The sequence below is a fragment of the Chryseobacterium carnipullorum genome (genome assembly GCF_003815695.1).
GTDB classification, from domain to species: domain Bacteria; phylum Bacteroidota; class Bacteroidia; order Flavobacteriales; family Weeksellaceae; genus Chryseobacterium; species Chryseobacterium carnipullorum.
Genome location: NZ_CP033920.1, coordinates 3,557,841 through 3,574,792, shown reverse-complemented (window position 1 = coordinate 3,574,792; position 16,952 = coordinate 3,557,841). Strand labels below are relative to the sequence as shown.

Genomic DNA, 16,952 nt, shown 5'->3' with positions numbered 1-16,952 from the left:
TGCCAAAAGAGGAAAAAAGCCACTCAAAAGAATGGCTTTGCTTATTATTATTTAGTCCAGTTGATTTTTGAATGTTGTACATCATCAGAACTGGTTCCGATCATGATATCAAATTCTCCCGGTTCCCAGTCAAATTTCAATTCTCCGTTGTAGAATTTCAAGCTTTCCGGAGTAATATCGAAGGTTATTTTCTTTGATTCTCCTTTTTTAAGGAATACTTTCTGGAAGCCTTTCAGTTCTTTTACAGGTCTGGTGATACTTCCCACCATATCTCTGATGTAAAGCTGTACTACTTCTGCACCGTCATAGTTTCCGCTATTCGTTACCGTCACTGTAGCCTGAACGGTTTGATTTCCTTTTGGATTCGGATTGGAAACAGACATTCCTGAATAGGCAAATTTAGAATAACTCAAACCATATCCAAATGGATATAACGGTGTGTTACATTCATCCATATAATTGGAACGGAATCTTTCATATACGCATTTATCTACTTTATCCTGGCTCAGCGGACGGCCTGTATTTTTTGCATTATAATAGATCGGTACCTGCCCAAGGCTTCTTGGGAATGTCATCGGAAGCTTTCCTGAAGGGTTTACTTTTCCAAATAAAACATCTGAAATCGCATTTCCAGCTTCTGAGCCTGCAAACCATGCATTAACAATAGCATCAGGGGTATCTTTTACGTTGGTTAAAGCTAGTGGTCGACCTGTAAAAAGAACCATAGCAATAGGTTTTCCTGTCTTTTTCAACTCATTTAACAAGTCTACCTGAGACTGAGGAATGGTGATCTCTGTTCTTGAAGAAGATTCTCCACTCATTTCTGCAGATTCTCCGATAGCAAGAACGATAACATCTGCTTTGTTAGCAATATCAACAGCTTCTTTCAACAGTTGCTCTTTGGAGCGGCTGTCTCTGTCTGTTTTTTTACCGTGAGCGGCATAAATCTCTTCTAATTTTGCATCGTAATCAATGTTTGCCCCTTTTGCTGAAAGGAATTTCACTTCTTTTCCGTAATTGGCCTGAAGACCCTGCATCAGAGATATTGAGGAGGCATGTTTGGTGGCAACACTCCATGTTCCAGCCATGTTCATTGAGTTATTTACCAACGGTCCGATCACCGCTACTGTTCCGGATTTTTTCAACGGAAGCACCTGATTTTCATTTTTCAGTAAAACCATTGACTGGGCTGCTGCGCTTCTTGCAATGTTTCGGTTTTCCATATTGTAAACCTCTTTTGCTGCCAGTTTTGCATCTCCGTAGCGATAAGGATCGTCGAATAATCCAAGATCGTACTTCGCTTCCAGAATTCTTCTGGCTGCGCTATCGATTTCTGCCTGGGTTACTTTTCCTTCGTCCAGAGATTTTTTAAGGGTAGTAAGAAATCCTTCTCCTACCATATCCATATCTACTCCGGCTTTCAGTGCTAGAGCAGATACCTGCTGAAGATCTCCCATTCCGTGTTCAATCATTTCATTGATTCCTGTATAATCGGTAACAACGAAACCTTTGAAGTTCCACATTTTTCTGAGAACATCTGTCTGAAGCCATTTACTTCCGGTTGCCGGAACTCCGTCCACTTCATTAAAAGAAGCCATCACAGAAGCTACTCCTGCATCTACTGCAGCTTTATAAGGTGGAAAATATTCGTTGAACATTCTTACGTGGCTCATATCTACCGTATTGTAATCACGGCCTGCCTCTCCTGCTCCATATAAGGCAAAATGCTTTACACACGCTAAAATGGTATTGCCTACGGAAAGGTCTTTCCCCTGATATCCGTACACCATATTTTTAGAAATTTCACTTCCTAAGTACGGGTCTTCTCCGGAACCTTCAGATACTCTTCCCCATCTTGGCTCGCGAGAAATATCCACCATTGGCGAAAATGTCCAGTTGATCCCGTCTGAAGAAGCTTCCTTCGCAGCCACTCTTGCAGACTGCTGTACCAGATTCATATCCCATGAAGCAGCCAGTCCCAATGGAATCGGGAAGGTGGTTTCGTAACCGTGGATGACATCCATCCCGAAGATCAAAGGAATTTTCAGACGGCTTTTTTCTACGGCCACTTTCTGAACTGCTTTAATCTTCTCAGCGCCTTTTATATTGAATAATCCTCCTACTAATCCTTGCTCTACTTTCTTTCCGATATCCGAACTTTGAGCCAGTCCAGTTGTAAAATCTCCGGAGGTTGGCAGATTGAGCTGACCGATCTTTTCATCTAAAGTCATTTTAGACAAAAGGTTTTCTACAAAAGCTTTTCTTTTCGCCTGATATTGTGCTGTCTGGAAAGACTGCACCGGCTTGGTTACCATTTCCTGTGCGGAAAAGACCGGCGAAAGCGCTAAAGCTGCGAGTACAATTAACTTTTTCATAAATCTATCTTCTTAAATTATAGTTCTAATTTTATTTTTGTTTTAACGGGAGGCGTTAATCCTTTTCAAACATTCTATTTTTGGATACAAAGTCTATAACAAAATGATTGCTAAATTTTTTTATTATTAATTTAACGCAAAGACGCGAAGTTTTCTGTAAATCAAAATTCTTTAGAACGCAAGGGCGTTAACACTCAGCAAAGGCTGATTTTTTTTAACTTTAAACTTTACTATTGAATCCTGAACGTTATTTTTTTAGCTGAATATCATTTTTAATTCTAAAGATTATCATTCTTTATTCTTTATTCTTTATTCTTTATTCTTTATTCTTTATTCTTTATTCTTTATTCTTTATTCTTTTATTAAAATTTATTGTCCTTTTTTCTGTGACAGCATCCATTCATATAGTTTTGGATCAGAGTAGGTGGAATCCCACGAATTATGGTTATCATCTGGAAAAATAGTTAATGTAGCCGTTGGGTTTACTTTTTTTAAAGCCTGATACATTTCTATTGAATTCATTGGAGAAACAACATCATCATTTCCCCCGTGAAAAATTTTTACAGGCAACTGTTTAAATCGCTCAATATTGGCTCCCATTACTTTGTCTGCCGGAGCGCATACGGGAACTACTGCTGCAAACATTTCCGGATGTTCCATCGCTAGCTTCCAGGTTCCCCAGCCTCCCATCGAAAGTCCGGTAAGGTAAATTCTTGAGGCATCAATTTTATATTTTTTCTGAATTTCTTTGATCAAATTATAAAGCGTCACTGTATCCCACCATGTATCCGCAGGGCATTGTGGTGCTAAAATCGCTACCGGTTCCTTGATCAGATTTTTATAGGTGAACGGGCTATGGGCTTTTACCATTTCAAGATTGTTTCCTCTCTCTCCTGAACCGTGGAGGAATACAATCAAAGGAACATTTCCTTTTACTTTTTGAGGGTAATCAAGGATGTAGGATATTTTTTCCTGTCTCTTGACTTCTTTGTTGAGTTCTCCTTTAATTTCCTGTGCATTCATAGGCAGTGAAAGCGGCAAGAGTAAAAGGGGAAGGTGTTTTAGTCTTAATTTCATATCGTTATTTAGAGGTGTGATGTATTGTTATTTTTTTAACAAGAAACTTTATATTTTAATCTTTTGGTATGAAGATCATCTTAAAAACAGGATTATTTGATTCCATATTTTTCAGACTGAAAGCTTAATTTCTTCAGTCCCTGCTGAATCTCAGGGGCATTCATGAACAGTTTCCACAGAAATCCTGTTCTATAGTTTTCGATCATAGGAGCAATGGTTCCCTGATCTATTGCTAAATATCTTGGGGTAAACCAGTTGTTGTAATTTACTGAAGTCGCATCGTAAGGTCCTGCTGATCCAATAAATTCTGGTTTTTGAGTGTAGAGGAATCTTAAAAAGTCCATAGACTCTTTCGGCGTATAGGGAAAACTACTCAATGCGGCAGTTGGTGTGATCACGCCATTGTCGTTGGTTGGCATATGGGCGGTGTAGCCTGTGCTTCCGTCTTCATTTCTTGTGTAACCTGCGGTGAGTCCCCAATAGTTCGGGCCGTAGCCTTTCCATTGTTTTGGATTTTCCACGCAGTATTTATAGTCGATTAGGACTTGATTTTTGTTTAGGTCAAAATAATTTTTCACCAGTTTATCGGAAAGTCCCGTAGGATCCAGGCCGATATAGGAGTATTGTGACCAGAAAAGTGGTCCGCCGTATTCTTCGGCATAGTTGTGTTTTACGTACAGAGGAAGTCCGTATTTTGTCTTGTCAGTAAGATAAGTTCCGTTTCTCGTCCAGCCTTTGTAGTAAGTTTCTGCATCGATAGGATGCGTGGGTGATGAAGCTGCGAGAATATAGGTGATCAGACATTCGTTGTATCCTTCCAGAGGAAAGTTCATTTCCCACTGATATTCGGGTGACCAGTGCCAATACAATACTTTTTCGCCTCCTTTTGTATACCCGTTCCATTGAATTCCTTTCCAAAGCTCATCACATTTTGCGGCCAGGACTTTTTCTTCGGCATTACCATTCTTAAAGTATTCACGTACCATCAGAATCCCTGAAGTAAGAAATGCGGTTTCTACAAGATCTCCACCGTTATCTTTTTTTCCAAAAGGAACTGTTTTTCCTGTTTCTCCATTGATCCAGTGGGACCAGGCTCCTTTATGACGGTCTGCTTTGGCAAGAAAATCCATTATGTGAGTCAGTCTCTTTACAGCTTCTTGTCTTGGAATAAATCCTCTTTCCACGCCTACCAATAATGTGGCCAGTCCAAATCCTGAACCTCCGGTAGTCACTACATGCTTATCATGATCCGGATAGATATTGTCTTCATGATAGCGCTCTCTTCCCAACATGGATTTGGGTTCTGCATAGTCCCAGAAATATTTCAGTGCATCTTTCTGAACTTTATCCATCAGCTGCTCATCGGTAATGTTGCTTTTTACGGCTTTATTTTGAGCGGTTTGCGGCTTGGAAGCTTGGGTGTTTTTGCACGAATATGCAAAAAATAAAGAAGTTACGGCAATTGATAATACGGTCCTTTTCATGAAATCTTTTTTTACCTGTTTCTACTAAAAGAAGAGGAGAACTTTCATTCTCCTCTAAAGCTTATGGTTATATTTTAATATCCCGGGTTCTGGGTAAACAATCCTGTACTTTCATTGATCGCGTCCAATGGAATAGGGAAAAGTTCATTCTTTCCAGCCTTAAATCCGTAGGGAGCCAATACAGTAGCCGCCTGTCCTGTTCTTACAAGATCTACAAAACGGTCGCCTTCCAGAGCCAGCTCTACTCTACGCTCATGCCAGATCGCATTTCTAAGAGCCAACTGAGTAGATGCTGTAGTAGCGCCTAACTGAGCTCTGTTTCTCACTTTATTAAGATTAGTAATAGCAGTTCCTGTGTTTCCAAGTTCATTGGCAGCCTCTGCATTGATCAGCAGTACTTCTGCAAATCTCAGGATTCTGATATTTTGTCTTGAACCGTAGGCACAAGCGCTGTTATTCTGAGATTTGGGAACATATATTTTCTGGTTGTAGGTCGTCACAGAAGCCGCATCTCCCATTGCGATAAGATCACCTTCAGGAGTGGTTTCCCCATTTCTAAGAATAGTCAGTTCTTTTCTGATATCTCCCGGTTCAAATGCGTTCTCCAACGCCTGAGAAGGAGTGAAGAATCCCCATCCGAACTGATCTCTTACGCCCTGAACTTCAGCATACTGACTTCCTCCATATTGAGAAGAACATTCGCAGTTTACTTCAAATACAGATTCAGAACCAAATTCTCCTGCAATTCTGAATAAATGATTGAAATCAGGATCAAGACCATAGCCCATTCCGATAACCTGATTAGAGGTATCATAGGCTTTCTGCCAATCTTTCTTATACAGGTACACTTTGGAAAGCATTCCTAAAGCAGCGCCTTTGGTTACTCTTCCAAGATCTGCTGCTCCATAAGACTGAGGAAGAACTGCCGCAGCGCTTGTAAGGTCAGAAATAATGAAATTATATACTTCTTCAGCAGAATTTCTAGGAATTTTATAGGTAGATGGAATACCGTCAAAAATAGGAACGCCACCGTAAATTCTTAATAAATTAAAGTAAAAATAAGCTCTTAACATTTTAGCTTCTGCCACCAACCGGTCTCTTAGGGTAGCGTCCATGCTGATGTTCGGAACATTGGAAATCACCTGATTACATCTGTTGACAGCCTGCCATTGTCCGATCCAGTATCCTCTTACTCCATCATCACTTACGGTATAGGTAAACTGATCATAAGCATTGATGAAAGATCCATCCCCAGGGTTGGAACCTTTAACCACGTCATCTGCCGGCACTCCAAATACAAATTGATAAGGAAAGGCTGAATTTTCCCAGCTTCTTAAGAATAAATAAATGGCATTGGTAGCCTGCATCGCATCGTCCTGTGTCTTGAAAAATGCTCCAGCTTCTGTTGCCCCTTCCTGTTTTATATCCAGATAATCATCTTTACAACTGATCACCAGTGAAAATAAAGCGACGGATAAAAATATTTTTTTCATGATTTTCTCTAATTAAAAGGTTAAATTCATACCAATGGTATAGATGGCTGAAATTGGATAGATACTGTTGTCAACACCCATTTGTACTCTGTCTGTATTTAAAATCTCCGGAGAGAATCCGTTATACTTAAAGCTTGTCCATGGATTTTGAGCACTTACGTATAGTCTAAGCTTGGTTACCATTAAAGATTTAGCAAAATCTTTAGGCAGGTTGTATCCTAAAGTAATATTTCTAAGTCTTATATAACTTCCACTTTCTACGAAAAAGCTGTTCGGCTTAATGATTTCCTGGTTATTGGTTGTCATAGAATAGGTATTTGAAGTTCCCTCTCCATGCCATCTGTTGTTATAGAAATCTAAATCCCAGTTTTCGTTTCCATAACGTTGTTCACGGTTATAGTTGTAAATCTTGTTTCCAAATACACCCTGGAAATCTAAAGCAAGATCAAAATCATAGATATTTAAATTAACACCAAAACCGTACGTTCCTTTTGGAATCGGACTTCCCAGGAATGTTTTGTCTCTGGAATCAATAACTCCATTGCCGTCTATATCCTGAAACTTGAAACCTCCTACTTTAGGGGTGTTTTGCTGTGCCCAACCATCGATATCCTGCTGATTCTGGAATACCCCAACTACCTGATATCCATAGTAAGAACCTACCGGCTGTCCGTTCTCTAATCTAACAATAGAGTTTCCGAATAAACTGGCTCCTGTATTTAAATAAGATCCTTCATATACAGAAGTGATCTTGTTTTTGATGGTCGTTAAGTTTCCGTAAACCCCCAGCTTTATCTTATCATTGATTCTGGTATCATAGTTTACTGATACTTCAAAACCTCTGTTGTTGAAAGAGTATGCGTTCGTAACGAAATTATTCCAGTTACTCGCTCCTGAAACGGTTCCCTGAACCACTCCGTATACCACATCTTTGGTATCTTTATCGAAGTAGGTTGCATCAATTTTAAGTTTATTATTGAATAACCCCATTTCTAAACCGATGTCTCTACCTGTGGTAGTTTCCCATCCGATGTTCGGGTCAATAACAGTATCAATAGTCTGTGCGGGAGCTCCTGTATTTCCATAATAAGCACCGTCTTTAAATTTTGTTGTCAAGAGAATATATTTTCTAGCTACGTCCGGATTCCCAAGTTTCCCCCAGCTTGCTCTTAATTTTAATAAGCTAAATACATTCTGATTGCTCATGAAATCTTCTTTAGAGATTACCCATCCTGCGCTTACTGCAGGAAATATTCTATGTCTATCACCTGAAGAATATTTGGAAGTCCCATCTCTACGAACAGATCCGTTAACAAGATATTTCCCTTTATAATCATAATTAATTCTCCCAAACATAGATTCAATCCTGTCCTGATAAGGGGCTACATCATAGCCATCTACTGCATCTGATATTTTAAAGATGTCTGTTCCACTAAAGATATTCAGGGACTCATTTGATCCGTTAAAGTTGACATTCAGGGCTTCTAAATAGGTTTGTGAATAGGAGTTTCTTGTTCTGGAATATCCTGCAAGAATCTCAAGATTATGGTTACCCAATGATTTTTTCCAGCTTAATGTATTATCCCAAATATAATTTCTGTTTTTTGAATCCCTTGTGATGAGCTTAGTAGGTTTCTGGTCCGACGTGGGAGCAGAAGTAATTGTAGGGGTAAATTCGTACTGGCTTGTATTATAGTTATCTGTTGTATAGCTAACTCTTAAAGTAAAATCACTTAAAAATTTATACTCAGCCCAGATATTGTTCAGCATTCTTTCCTGTCTGATCTGCGACCGGTAAAGATCCAGTACAGCTCTTGGGTTAGGAATAGAATATCCATTAAAATACTGATAGTCTCCTGAAACAGGATTCATTACAGGAAAAGTCGGAGGGGCGTTATATGCATTCAGCAAAGGATTTTTTGCAAGATCGGTACGCATTTTTGAAAATGAAAAGTTATCTCCGATCGTTAAATTATCCGTGATCTTATAGCTCAGGTTGACCTTCGTATTGAATCTGTTAAATCCTGTTCCTGAATTATAACCTCTTCCTGCAGCAAAATTTCCTTCATCCTGCAGGTATCCTACACTACCGTAGTAATTCAGTTTTCCTAAACTTCCGGATGCTGAAAAATCATTTGAATTGATGATACTTGTGGTAAAGATCTCTTTGAACCAATCAGTATCAGAAGGAAACTGGGCTCTGGAAATAGATCCGTTGCTGCTTCCGTTATCATTAATCAGTTTTTCATTATAGAGTTCAATATACTGATCAGCATTAAGCATTTTAGGAACGTTGGTGATTTTCTTCACCCCTAAATAAGAACTGAAGTTATAAACTGGCTTTCCTTTCCCTGTTTTTGTTTTAATAATTACCGCTCCGTTGGCTGCTCTGGCTCCAAAGATCGCCAAACTGGACGGATCTTTCAGCACACTCATAGATTCTATATCCTGGGGATTAAGGAAAGATATATCATCGGTAATCATTCCGTCTACGATGAATACAGTCTTCCCTGTCAGTGAACCGACCCCTCTGATATCTACTCTTGGAGAAGTTCCCGGCGTTCCTGAGTTTAACACCTGTACACCGGATAATTTACCCTGTATTGAGCTTATTGGATTGGCATTGGGCTTATCTGCAAGGTCTTTTGCAGAAACCATCCCGATGCTTCCGGTAACATTCTCTTTTTTCTGAGATCCATATCCGATCAGAACTACTTCCTCGATCTTCTGCTCCTTGGCAGCAGTATCTTTAGGAGTAGTCTGTCCATTGACATTCATACCGAAGTACAAAACTGCAATGAGACATGAATACTTTAAATCACGTTGTTTCATATAGTTCAATTTTATTCGTACAATCTAATTTTAACTGATGTCCTTATTGGTGGAGTTATTTAAATTCTCAAAAAAAGACATTAGTCAAAAATAGAAAAAAAAATGAACATTGTTAACATATCTTAAAAATTTAAAAAAAATATATAAATGTTAAACAAAAAACTGAATAAATCAGACTTAATTAAGCAAATGACATTATAACTATCAATTTACAATAAAATAACCAATCAAAAAACCAGTGTTTTTAACAAAATATTCACCAAATTGGTACCAGAAATTTAATATTTTGTTAATACAGGAATAGTGTTTACCTTTGGCGCAATATTTGAAAAAATAAGATAAAAGATCAATGAAAAAATATATCATCTCGGCAGCACTGTTAATAGGAACCGGAGTCGCGGTTTTAACCAGTGTCCAATCATGCCAGACAATGGCCACGACTGACCTAGGTTTATCCATCATAAAAAGGGTTTTGCTGAACGGTATTGATAAAGGAATGGGGATCTACAGTAATAAAGAAGCCTTTCTTCAGAATAATATGGTAGACAAAGCCCTTCCCAAAGAACTTAGAGACATCAATTCCACTTTGGAAAAGATTGCTCCATCGCTGGTAGCCAAGGAAAGGGATTTTATTGCGCAGGCAGCAGCTTATACTGTGAACCTTTCAAAGCCTATTCTACAGGATGCAGTGAACAGCTTAAATGCACAGGATGTTACAAGAATCATCCAAGGTACTACAGCGACGCAAATTTTAAAGGAAAAAACTTCTCAACAGCTTGTAGCAGCTATTGCTCCGAAAGTAGATGAGAAATTAAATGAATATGGAATTGCAAAAACCATTAATACCGCTCTTTCTGGAAACAATCTTCTTGGAAGTCTTTTAGGCGGAGGCAACAGCAATGTAAATACAGGCGGATTGAGTAAACTGGCTTCTGAACAGTTAGTCAATGGATTGTTCAATATTATCGAAGATTATGAGCATCAGAACTCCAAAGCGCTGCTCGGACCTCTTGGAAAATAGATTTTTTTTCGCTATATTTATATATAATTTAACAACGGCAGATGGACATATTACAAGGAAACCAACATGCAAATCCAGAGGAATTTTATAATTCTCTTAAGGAAAAACTGGAAGGTCATCATGACTTTCCAGAAGATTATTTATTCAAGTTTATCATTCCTACAGACGAGGCAAAACTTACTGAAATTTATAAAGTTTTTGATGGCATTAAATTTACCCTGGGAAACAGAGAAAGTAAAAACGGCAAATATACTGCATGCAATATCAACGCATTCGTTCTGGATGCAGATCAGGTAGTAACTATTTATAAAGAAGTAGCAAAAATAGAAGGCGTTATTCTACTATAGAAAATAAAAAAGTCAGCGTAAGCTGACTTTTTTTATGTTCGTTATTTTTCAATAAAAAATTTCACATTTTCAATAGGTCTTCCCAGCATGGCAACAGATCCTTTTATCAGAATAGGCCTTTGTATCAGGGAAGGATTTTCAGAAAGGATTTTGATCCATTCTTCTTCAGAATAATTTTTATCCGCATATTGCTCCATATACAGTTTATCTGTTTTCCGGATCATATGAAATACACTCTGATTCAGCTTTTTCAGTACTGTTTTAATCTCTAATATGCTCAAAGGATCTTCCAGGATGTTGATGATCTCAAAAGGCACACCATTTTCATCCAGATACTCCAGGACAGCATTTGATTTTGAGCAGTTTCCGTTATGTAAAACCTTAACCATCATAATATAATTATTTTTAAAGATGAAACTCTTTCTTTCAAATTTAGGAAGAAATGAATTGAAAGCGGTCTTAAATTCTGATAAAAATTTGTTAAAAAAGACCGTTCAGTTCTGCTTCGATCTTTTCCAGGATAAATCCGAAATCTTCAGGTTTTTCCACAAAATCCAGATCGTCTACTTCGATGATAAGAAGCTTTCCTTCTGTATAATCGGAGATCCATTTTTCATATTTCTGGTTCAGTTTTGAAAGGTATTCAATACTGATCGATGCTTCATATTCTCTGCCTCTCTTGTAGATCTTTTTCACAAGGTTCGGAACGTCAGATTTTAAATAAATCAGCAGATCCGGCGCAGAAACAAATGATTTCATCAAACCAAAAACAGAGATATAATTATTGAAATCCCTGTCTGAAAGAAGTTTCATATCATTCAGGTTTTCGGCAAAAATGTGGGCATCTTCATAGATGGTACGGTCCTGGATAATATTTTTCCCACTTTCTCTGATCTCTTTTACCTGACGGAATCTGCTTCCTAAAAAATAGATCTGAAGGGCAAAACTCCATTTGCTCATATCGGCATAAAAATCCTCAAGGTAAGGATTGTGGTCTACATCTTCAAATTGTGCATCCCATCCGTAATGCTTGGCAAGCATCGTGGTTAAAGTTGTTTTTCCTGCTCCAATGTTTCCTGTAACTGCAATATGCATTCTCCTAAGTATTTTTTTTATTAATTGGTCTAAACACCTGCAGCCTGAACTTCGGAAGTATCTTCCATCAGCTTCTGTAAGGTATGATCAGGAGCTTTCTCAATGGATTCCTTTTTCTCTTCCTCTGTTTTCTTCCCTTCTTCTCCCGCCGTTTTTTCAGATGAAGGCTCTGTTACCGGTGGTGCAGTTTCCTGCTTGTTTTCGGGTTCTGTCTGCAGTTTAGTTTCCTTTATTTTTTCCAGGTTGTAAATATAGAGTTTGTTGGCTTTGATTTCAAAATAAGAAAGGATGTTTTTATCCACAATTTGTGCATCCTTATCTTCAAAAACTTTCACCATTCCTTTTTCAGGATCGTATTTCAGAATCGCGTTGTCTGCGACTACCAAAACAGTTTCATTTTCTCTTCTGAAACGTTTGCCGTTTTCCAGCGGGGCTTCAAAAAGTTTTTCAAATTTCAGCGAATATATCCTGATATGTTTTCTGGTTAAAATATAGACCTTGGTTTCGTAGACCAAAAGATCCATCAGATCATCAAAGCTGATATCAAAAGGATAAGCGTTGATCATGGTATCATTTCTGAAATTGTACTGAATGAGGCGTTTCGTACTGTCATCCAGAAGCCATAGCTGCTGAAGATCTTCTGCGTAAGCCATTTTGATAAACCCAAATTTTTGTTTGAAGTCAACCTTTTGGATCTCGTTCATATTCTGATCTACAAATTTCATTTCCTGAGCATTTTCTGAAAATAATGCGAGGCTCAGAGGATTTTGTACCGACTGTACTTTATAGGGAACCGTGAGCATCATTTTGCCAATTTGTCTGCCCAAAGAATCATATTTGGTGAAACTGAAATCTTTATTTTTATAGATATACAGGTAACCGTAATCGTCGGCGAGCATATCTTTGGCTTCCTTTAGTTTCAAGGTGTCCAAAGGAAGTGATTTCTGTGCAGAAACTGTACAGAAAAAGAAGGTCAATATGATATAAAGTAGTTTCAAAATCTATTTTGGCAAAGATAACTTTCCTCCGAGGAACGTCAGCAATTTACATCCTTTTATTTGAATTTTAAATAATGAATTACTGAACATCAATTTCATAAATTTTCGCCCAGTTTTTGCCCGTCACCAGCATATTATCATCCTTAAAAGCAATTCCGTTTAGAACATGTTCGCTGTTCCCCTGATCATTTTCACGCGTTAATTTGGTAAAATCAAACTTTCCTACAACTTCACCTGTAGCAGGATTGATTTTTAGAATAATCGGCTGATGCCAAACATTGGAATAAATGAACCCCTTATGATATTCCAGTTCATTAATATTATCATAGATCTCTGCATTTCCTGCCACGGCGACTGTTCTGACTACCTTGGAAGGATCATTAACATCCAGAAAATAAAGGTTTTTTGAACCGTCAGTTGCGACAAGATTTTTCCCGTCATAGGTCAGACCCCACCCTTCTCCGATGACATTCGGTAACGGAAATTGGGAAAGTTTTTTTAACGTATTTTTATCGTATACAAAACCAATTTTACTTTTATACGTCAGCTGGTAAATTTTATCTCCTACCATGGCACAGCCTTCAGAAAAAATATCAGCGGGCTGTTTTTCCACAATACCAGGAGTAGATGAACCTAAAGTATATTTTATCAGTTTAGAAGCACCGTCCAAGCCAGCACTTTCGTAAACCGTATTGCCTTCCATAAGAAAACCTTCAACAAAATTAGTCGGATCATGAGGATAATCTGCAACGATGCTGTATGAAATATTCTTTTCAGGATTTTTTGCGAAAACATTGATGGTCGCATCCTGGTTTAAGGTCTCTCCGTTTTTGGTTTTAATGGTAAAGGTTACGTCATTATCTCCCAGGGTGAAAAACTTAGGATCAATCGTCAAATTTGAAGTTTCATTTTCACCAAAGCTTATTGTAATACTTTCTGCATGATCTGTAACTTCTTTTGGAAGAGTAAGCCGGTCTCCAAAATGATATCCTGTTGTTTCCTTTGAATTATTGTAATCAGCCAGTGAATCGAGCATTTTTTCCTTGTTATTACATGATGACAACAGGGAAATGACTGCTAAACCGGCTATGATATTTCTTTTCATTGAATTTTTAATCATTCGTCAAAAATAGTAAATTTTTAGTCCTTACATGACAATAGCGCTCCTGAGGAACGCTATTTTTTATGGATAGATCTTTATTCAGTTTATTTGATCTGAACTTCATAGATTTTTGGCCAGTTTTTACCGGTTACAAGCATATTGTCGCCTTTGAAAGTAATTCCGTTCAATACGTCATCACTTCCTTTGGTATTCTGTTTCGCAATATCTGTAAAGTCAAATGTTCCTACGACTTCTCCCGTTGCAGGATTGATCTTTAATACCACAGGTTTTTGCCATACATTGGCATAAATGAATCCGTTGTGGTATTCAAGTTCGTTCAGTTGGTCATAAATTTGTGAACTTCCTGCTACTGCTACGTATTTGATCAGTTTTGAAGGGTTGTTGGCGTCCAGGAAATACAAAAGCTTGCTCCCGTCTGATGCAATCAGGTTTTTCCCATCGTAAGTAAGTCCCCAACCTTCGCCTAAAACGTTTGGATAAGCGAATTCAGAAAGGAGTTTAAGAGTGCTTTTATCATAAATATACCCTTTTTTACTGTGCCATGTCAGCTGGTACACTTTATCTCCCACGATCGTACTTCCTTCAGAGAAATCTTCCTGTGCCTGTTTTGTAGAGGCCAACGGAGTTGTGGTCCCTAAAGTATATTTCAGAATCTGGGAAGAGCCGTTCTGTCCGTCACTTTCGTAAATGGTATTTCCTTCGATCTGGAACCCCTGTACAAAATTCTTCGGATCGTGCGGGTATTCTGCGATGATCTGATAGGCTATATTTTTCTCAGGATTTTTTGCAAATACATTAATGGTCGCATCCTGATTCAGAGTTTTTCCTCCTTTTGTTTTAATGTTAAAAGTAACGGCATTGTCGCCTAACGTAAAGAATTTAGGATCAACTGTTAAATTTGAAGTTTCTTTGTCTCCAAAGCTGATGCTGATACTTTCTGCATTTTCCGTTACCTCTTTTGGAAGTTCAAGTTGATCACCGAAATGATATCCTTTTTCTACCATTGTATTATTATATTCATTCAGCGTGTTCAGGATCTTTTCATCTTTATTACAAGACGCCAGCATCAAAACCACCGCTAAACCTACTATGATATTCTTTTTCATTTAATTTCTAAATATTTCCCCAAAAATAGCAAAATTTATTCCGTATTGCCAACATTATCCACGGGCTGACCAAATTGTAACAGATAACCGTTGTTATCATAGACCGCAAACTCTCTCATTTCCCATTCAAAAGTTTCAATTTCGTAACAGACTTTTGCTTTTGTTTTAAGATCTTCCCAAAGTTCATCAACATTGTCTACATTGAAATACAATGAGCCTGTAAAGCCTATTCCATTGGGTTTTTCATAGTCGTTTTGCGAAAGCATGATCATTACCTCATCCTTCTTAAGCGATGCCCATTGCCATTCATCATTTCTTCCGATTAAATTAAAGCCGAGAATCCGGGTGTAAAACCCTATTGTTTCATCTATATTTTCTGTCCAGAGTATGGGGCGGAGTGCTGTAAATGTCATACTTTTCCGGATTTGAAATTATTTTTACTGATCTTCATATTAATGGAAAGCCAAAGCTCGTCATCGATGCTGACTTGGTTCATCACATCGGGATCAATTTCAAAACCTACTTTTTTGTAGCATTCGATGGCTCCGGTATTCCAGTCGTACACATTAAGTTCTGCCGTTTCTCTATCAAAGGTATTGAAGCCATATTGCAGCAATTCCAGCACCGTTTTCTTTCCGTAGCCTTTTCCTCTGTTGTTTTCGTCCCAGATCAGGATTCTCCCGAGCAGAAAAGTATTTTCTTTTAAAAAAATCTGAGCGTGGCCAATAGCACTTTGTCCCGTTTTATCAAAAATCCTGAAAATGAATCTGTTTTCGTTGTCAAGATCATTTTCCAGCTGTTCTCTGGTCAGTGGAAAATGGTAAGCAGGGCCGGCAAACTGAAGAAGTGCTCTTTTGTCTTTTATTTTGGATATCAGCTCTGGAGCATCTTCGGTTTTAAAAATCTGAAGTTCAATCATTCGTTCTATTTTTCTACATATTCCTTCATACTCTGTCCTATAATTGAATTCCATCCTTCTGTAAAACTTGCCCTGGAAAATATTTCTCCCAGATCATCGAATCCTTCAATATTTTCATGCGTCACCGTTACTAATGTTCCGTCGTTTTCCGGCTGAAGCTCCCATGTCACAGTTGTTACGGCATCAGAAAGTTCCGGATAAGACCAGCTATGCTTTAGTTTGCTGTTGGGAATTATTTCCAAAATACGGCCACGATGGAGGTATTTCCCACCGTCACAGGATTCATAGAAGTCAAACTCTTTCCCAATTTCCAGCTCGAAATCCCGGATCGTAAAGTACCAGGATTTCATTTCATTCTTATCCGTCAGCGCCTTCCATATTTTTTCTGCGGAAGCATTTATTTTGTACAGAATAGTGATTGGGTTGTTCATATTTTTATTTTTTAATTAAAAAAGATCTAAATACTTGAATTCAGCTTTTCCAACACCTCCTTTTTTCCCATTTTCCATCGTTCTGATAATTCTAAAACCAATTCGTTTGAAAACCTTATATAAACATTACCTTCACCCAAACTTTCCTGATGTATTTTAAAGCTTTTAATAGATTCTTCCAAAGATTCTTCATGCACAACTTCAACTATACAGTTTTCTATTCCTAAAAAATCTTTGGCAAATGAACTTACTGCTGTTTCAATTGTTTTAAGATCAATCCCTTCATCAGGATGCCAAATATCCATAAATCGAGGCTTAATCCCTTTTTCATTTTTGGGAGCATCATAATCGACTTCTTGAAAGTCTTCATCATCAGGCTCGTCATAATAGAACCAATAATGACAGACCTCATCAGATAGATAATGCTGAACTGCCTCAGAAAAATCTTTTTCATCTTCTTGGTGTAGCAAATCATCTAAAGCATTTCTTAAATATCCTTTTGTATTTAAGCAAACTACGCAAATCCTTTCATCAGATTCATAAAACAATTGCAAATCTTCCCATCCTGCCTTATCGCAAAGGCCGTAAATTCCCCACCATACATTGGAAGATTCTGTTTTTACAATAATCTTTTTCGTGTTCATTTGTTTA

The 16,952-nt window shown here is 37.9% G+C and carries 16 protein-coding genes; 2 read left to right on the top strand and 14 right to left on the bottom strand.

The annotated features are described in order from the left end of the window. Window positions 1-47: 47 nt before the first annotated feature. From bglX to EG346_RS16035, 5 genes are all read right to left on the bottom strand, one after another. A complete protein-coding gene (bglX, locus tag EG346_RS16055) occupies window positions 48-2,375 on the bottom strand; it encodes a beta-glucosidase BglX (protein WP_123880005.1) in 2,328 nt (775 codons plus the stop codon). A 369-nt stretch (window positions 2,376-2,744) separates the two neighbouring features. Beyond that, on the bottom strand, window positions 2,745-3,452 hold the full coding sequence (locus tag EG346_RS16050; protein ID WP_123880003.1) for a carboxylesterase family protein: 708 nt from the start codon (window positions 3,450-3,452) through the stop codon (window positions 2,745-2,747). A 92-nt stretch (window positions 3,453-3,544) separates the two neighbouring features. Next, window positions 3,545-4,936 carry a glucoamylase family protein gene (locus EG346_RS16045; RefSeq protein WP_123880001.1) on the bottom strand — a complete coding sequence of 464 codons (1,392 nt, stop codon included), beginning with the start codon at window positions 4,934-4,936 and terminating at the stop codon, window positions 3,545-3,547. A gap of 74 nt (window positions 4,937-5,010) precedes the next feature. Further along, on the bottom strand, window positions 5,011-6,429 hold the full coding sequence (locus EG346_RS16040; protein ID WP_123879999.1) for a RagB/SusD family nutrient uptake outer membrane protein: 1,419 nt from the start codon (window positions 6,427-6,429) through the stop codon (window positions 5,011-5,013). A gap of 12 nt (window positions 6,430-6,441) precedes the next feature. Continuing rightward, entirely contained in the window at window positions 6,442-9,261 is a 2,820-nt protein-coding gene (locus EG346_RS16035) for a SusC/RagA family TonB-linked outer membrane protein (protein WP_123879997.1), read from the bottom strand. A gap of 349 nt (window positions 9,262-9,610) precedes the next feature. On the opposite strand from EG346_RS16035, the gene EG346_RS16030 reads away from it, so the two are divergent. After that, window positions 9,611-10,282: a DUF4197 family protein gene (locus EG346_RS16030; protein ID WP_073335287.1), complete on the top strand. Its 672-nt coding sequence runs from the start codon at window positions 9,611-9,613 to the stop codon at window positions 10,280-10,282. 41 nt (window positions 10,283-10,323) lie between these two features. Further along, window positions 10,324-10,629, top strand: coding sequence for a DUF493 family protein (locus EG346_RS16025; RefSeq protein WP_073335288.1), 306 nt, complete (start codon window positions 10,324-10,326; stop codon window positions 10,627-10,629). A gap of 41 nt (window positions 10,630-10,670) precedes the next feature. On the opposite strand, the gene EG346_RS16020 is transcribed toward EG346_RS16025, so the two are convergent. The 9 genes from EG346_RS16020 to EG346_RS15980 all read right to left on the bottom strand — a co-directional run bounded on the left by EG346_RS16020 (window position 10,671) and on the right by EG346_RS15980 (window position 16,945). Beyond that, window positions 10,671-11,021, bottom strand: a complete 351-nt coding sequence (locus EG346_RS16020) for an ArsC/Spx/MgsR family protein (protein ID WP_083564115.1) — start codon at window positions 11,019-11,021, stop codon at window positions 10,671-10,673. Between the two features lie 88 nt (window positions 11,022-11,109). Then, window positions 11,110-11,724: a deoxynucleoside kinase gene (locus EG346_RS16015; protein WP_073335289.1), complete on the bottom strand. Its 615-nt coding sequence runs from the start codon at window positions 11,722-11,724 to the stop codon at window positions 11,110-11,112. 29 nt (window positions 11,725-11,753) lie between these two features. Beyond that, window positions 11,754-12,722 carry a hypothetical protein gene (locus tag EG346_RS16010; protein ID WP_073335290.1) on the bottom strand — a complete coding sequence of 323 codons (969 nt, stop codon included), beginning with the start codon at window positions 12,720-12,722 and terminating at the stop codon, window positions 11,754-11,756. Window positions 12,723-12,801: 79 nt separating this feature from the next. Further along, the gene (locus EG346_RS16005; protein WP_123879995.1) at window positions 12,802-13,827 is read right to left on the bottom strand and encodes a glutaminyl-peptide cyclotransferase; all 1,026 of its coding nucleotides are present in this window, start codon (window positions 13,825-13,827) and stop codon (window positions 12,802-12,804) included. Window positions 13,828-13,928: 101 nt separating this feature from the next. Next, window positions 13,929-14,951 (bottom strand): glutaminyl-peptide cyclotransferase, encoded by a 1,023-nt coding sequence (locus EG346_RS16000; protein WP_073335291.1) that lies wholly within the window; start codon window positions 14,949-14,951, stop codon window positions 13,929-13,931. A gap of 35 nt (window positions 14,952-14,986) precedes the next feature. Further along, entirely contained in the window at window positions 14,987-15,364 is a 378-nt protein-coding gene (locus EG346_RS15995; protein ID WP_073335292.1) for a VOC family protein, read from the bottom strand. Beyond that, window positions 15,361-15,870 (bottom strand): GNAT family N-acetyltransferase, encoded by a 510-nt coding sequence (locus tag EG346_RS15990; RefSeq protein WP_123879993.1) that lies wholly within the window; start codon window positions 15,868-15,870, stop codon window positions 15,361-15,363. The genes EG346_RS15995 and EG346_RS15990 overlap by 4 nt, the downstream gene beginning before the upstream one ends. Before the next feature lie 5 nt (window positions 15,871-15,875). Then, window positions 15,876-16,301, bottom strand: coding sequence for an SRPBCC family protein (locus tag EG346_RS15985; RefSeq protein WP_123879991.1), 426 nt, complete (start codon window positions 16,299-16,301; stop codon window positions 15,876-15,878). Window positions 16,302-16,327: 26 nt separating this feature from the next. Beyond that, entirely contained in the window at window positions 16,328-16,945 is a 618-nt protein-coding gene (locus EG346_RS15980) for a hypothetical protein (RefSeq protein WP_073335294.1), read from the bottom strand. Between the last annotated feature and the right edge of the window lie 7 nt (window positions 16,946-16,952).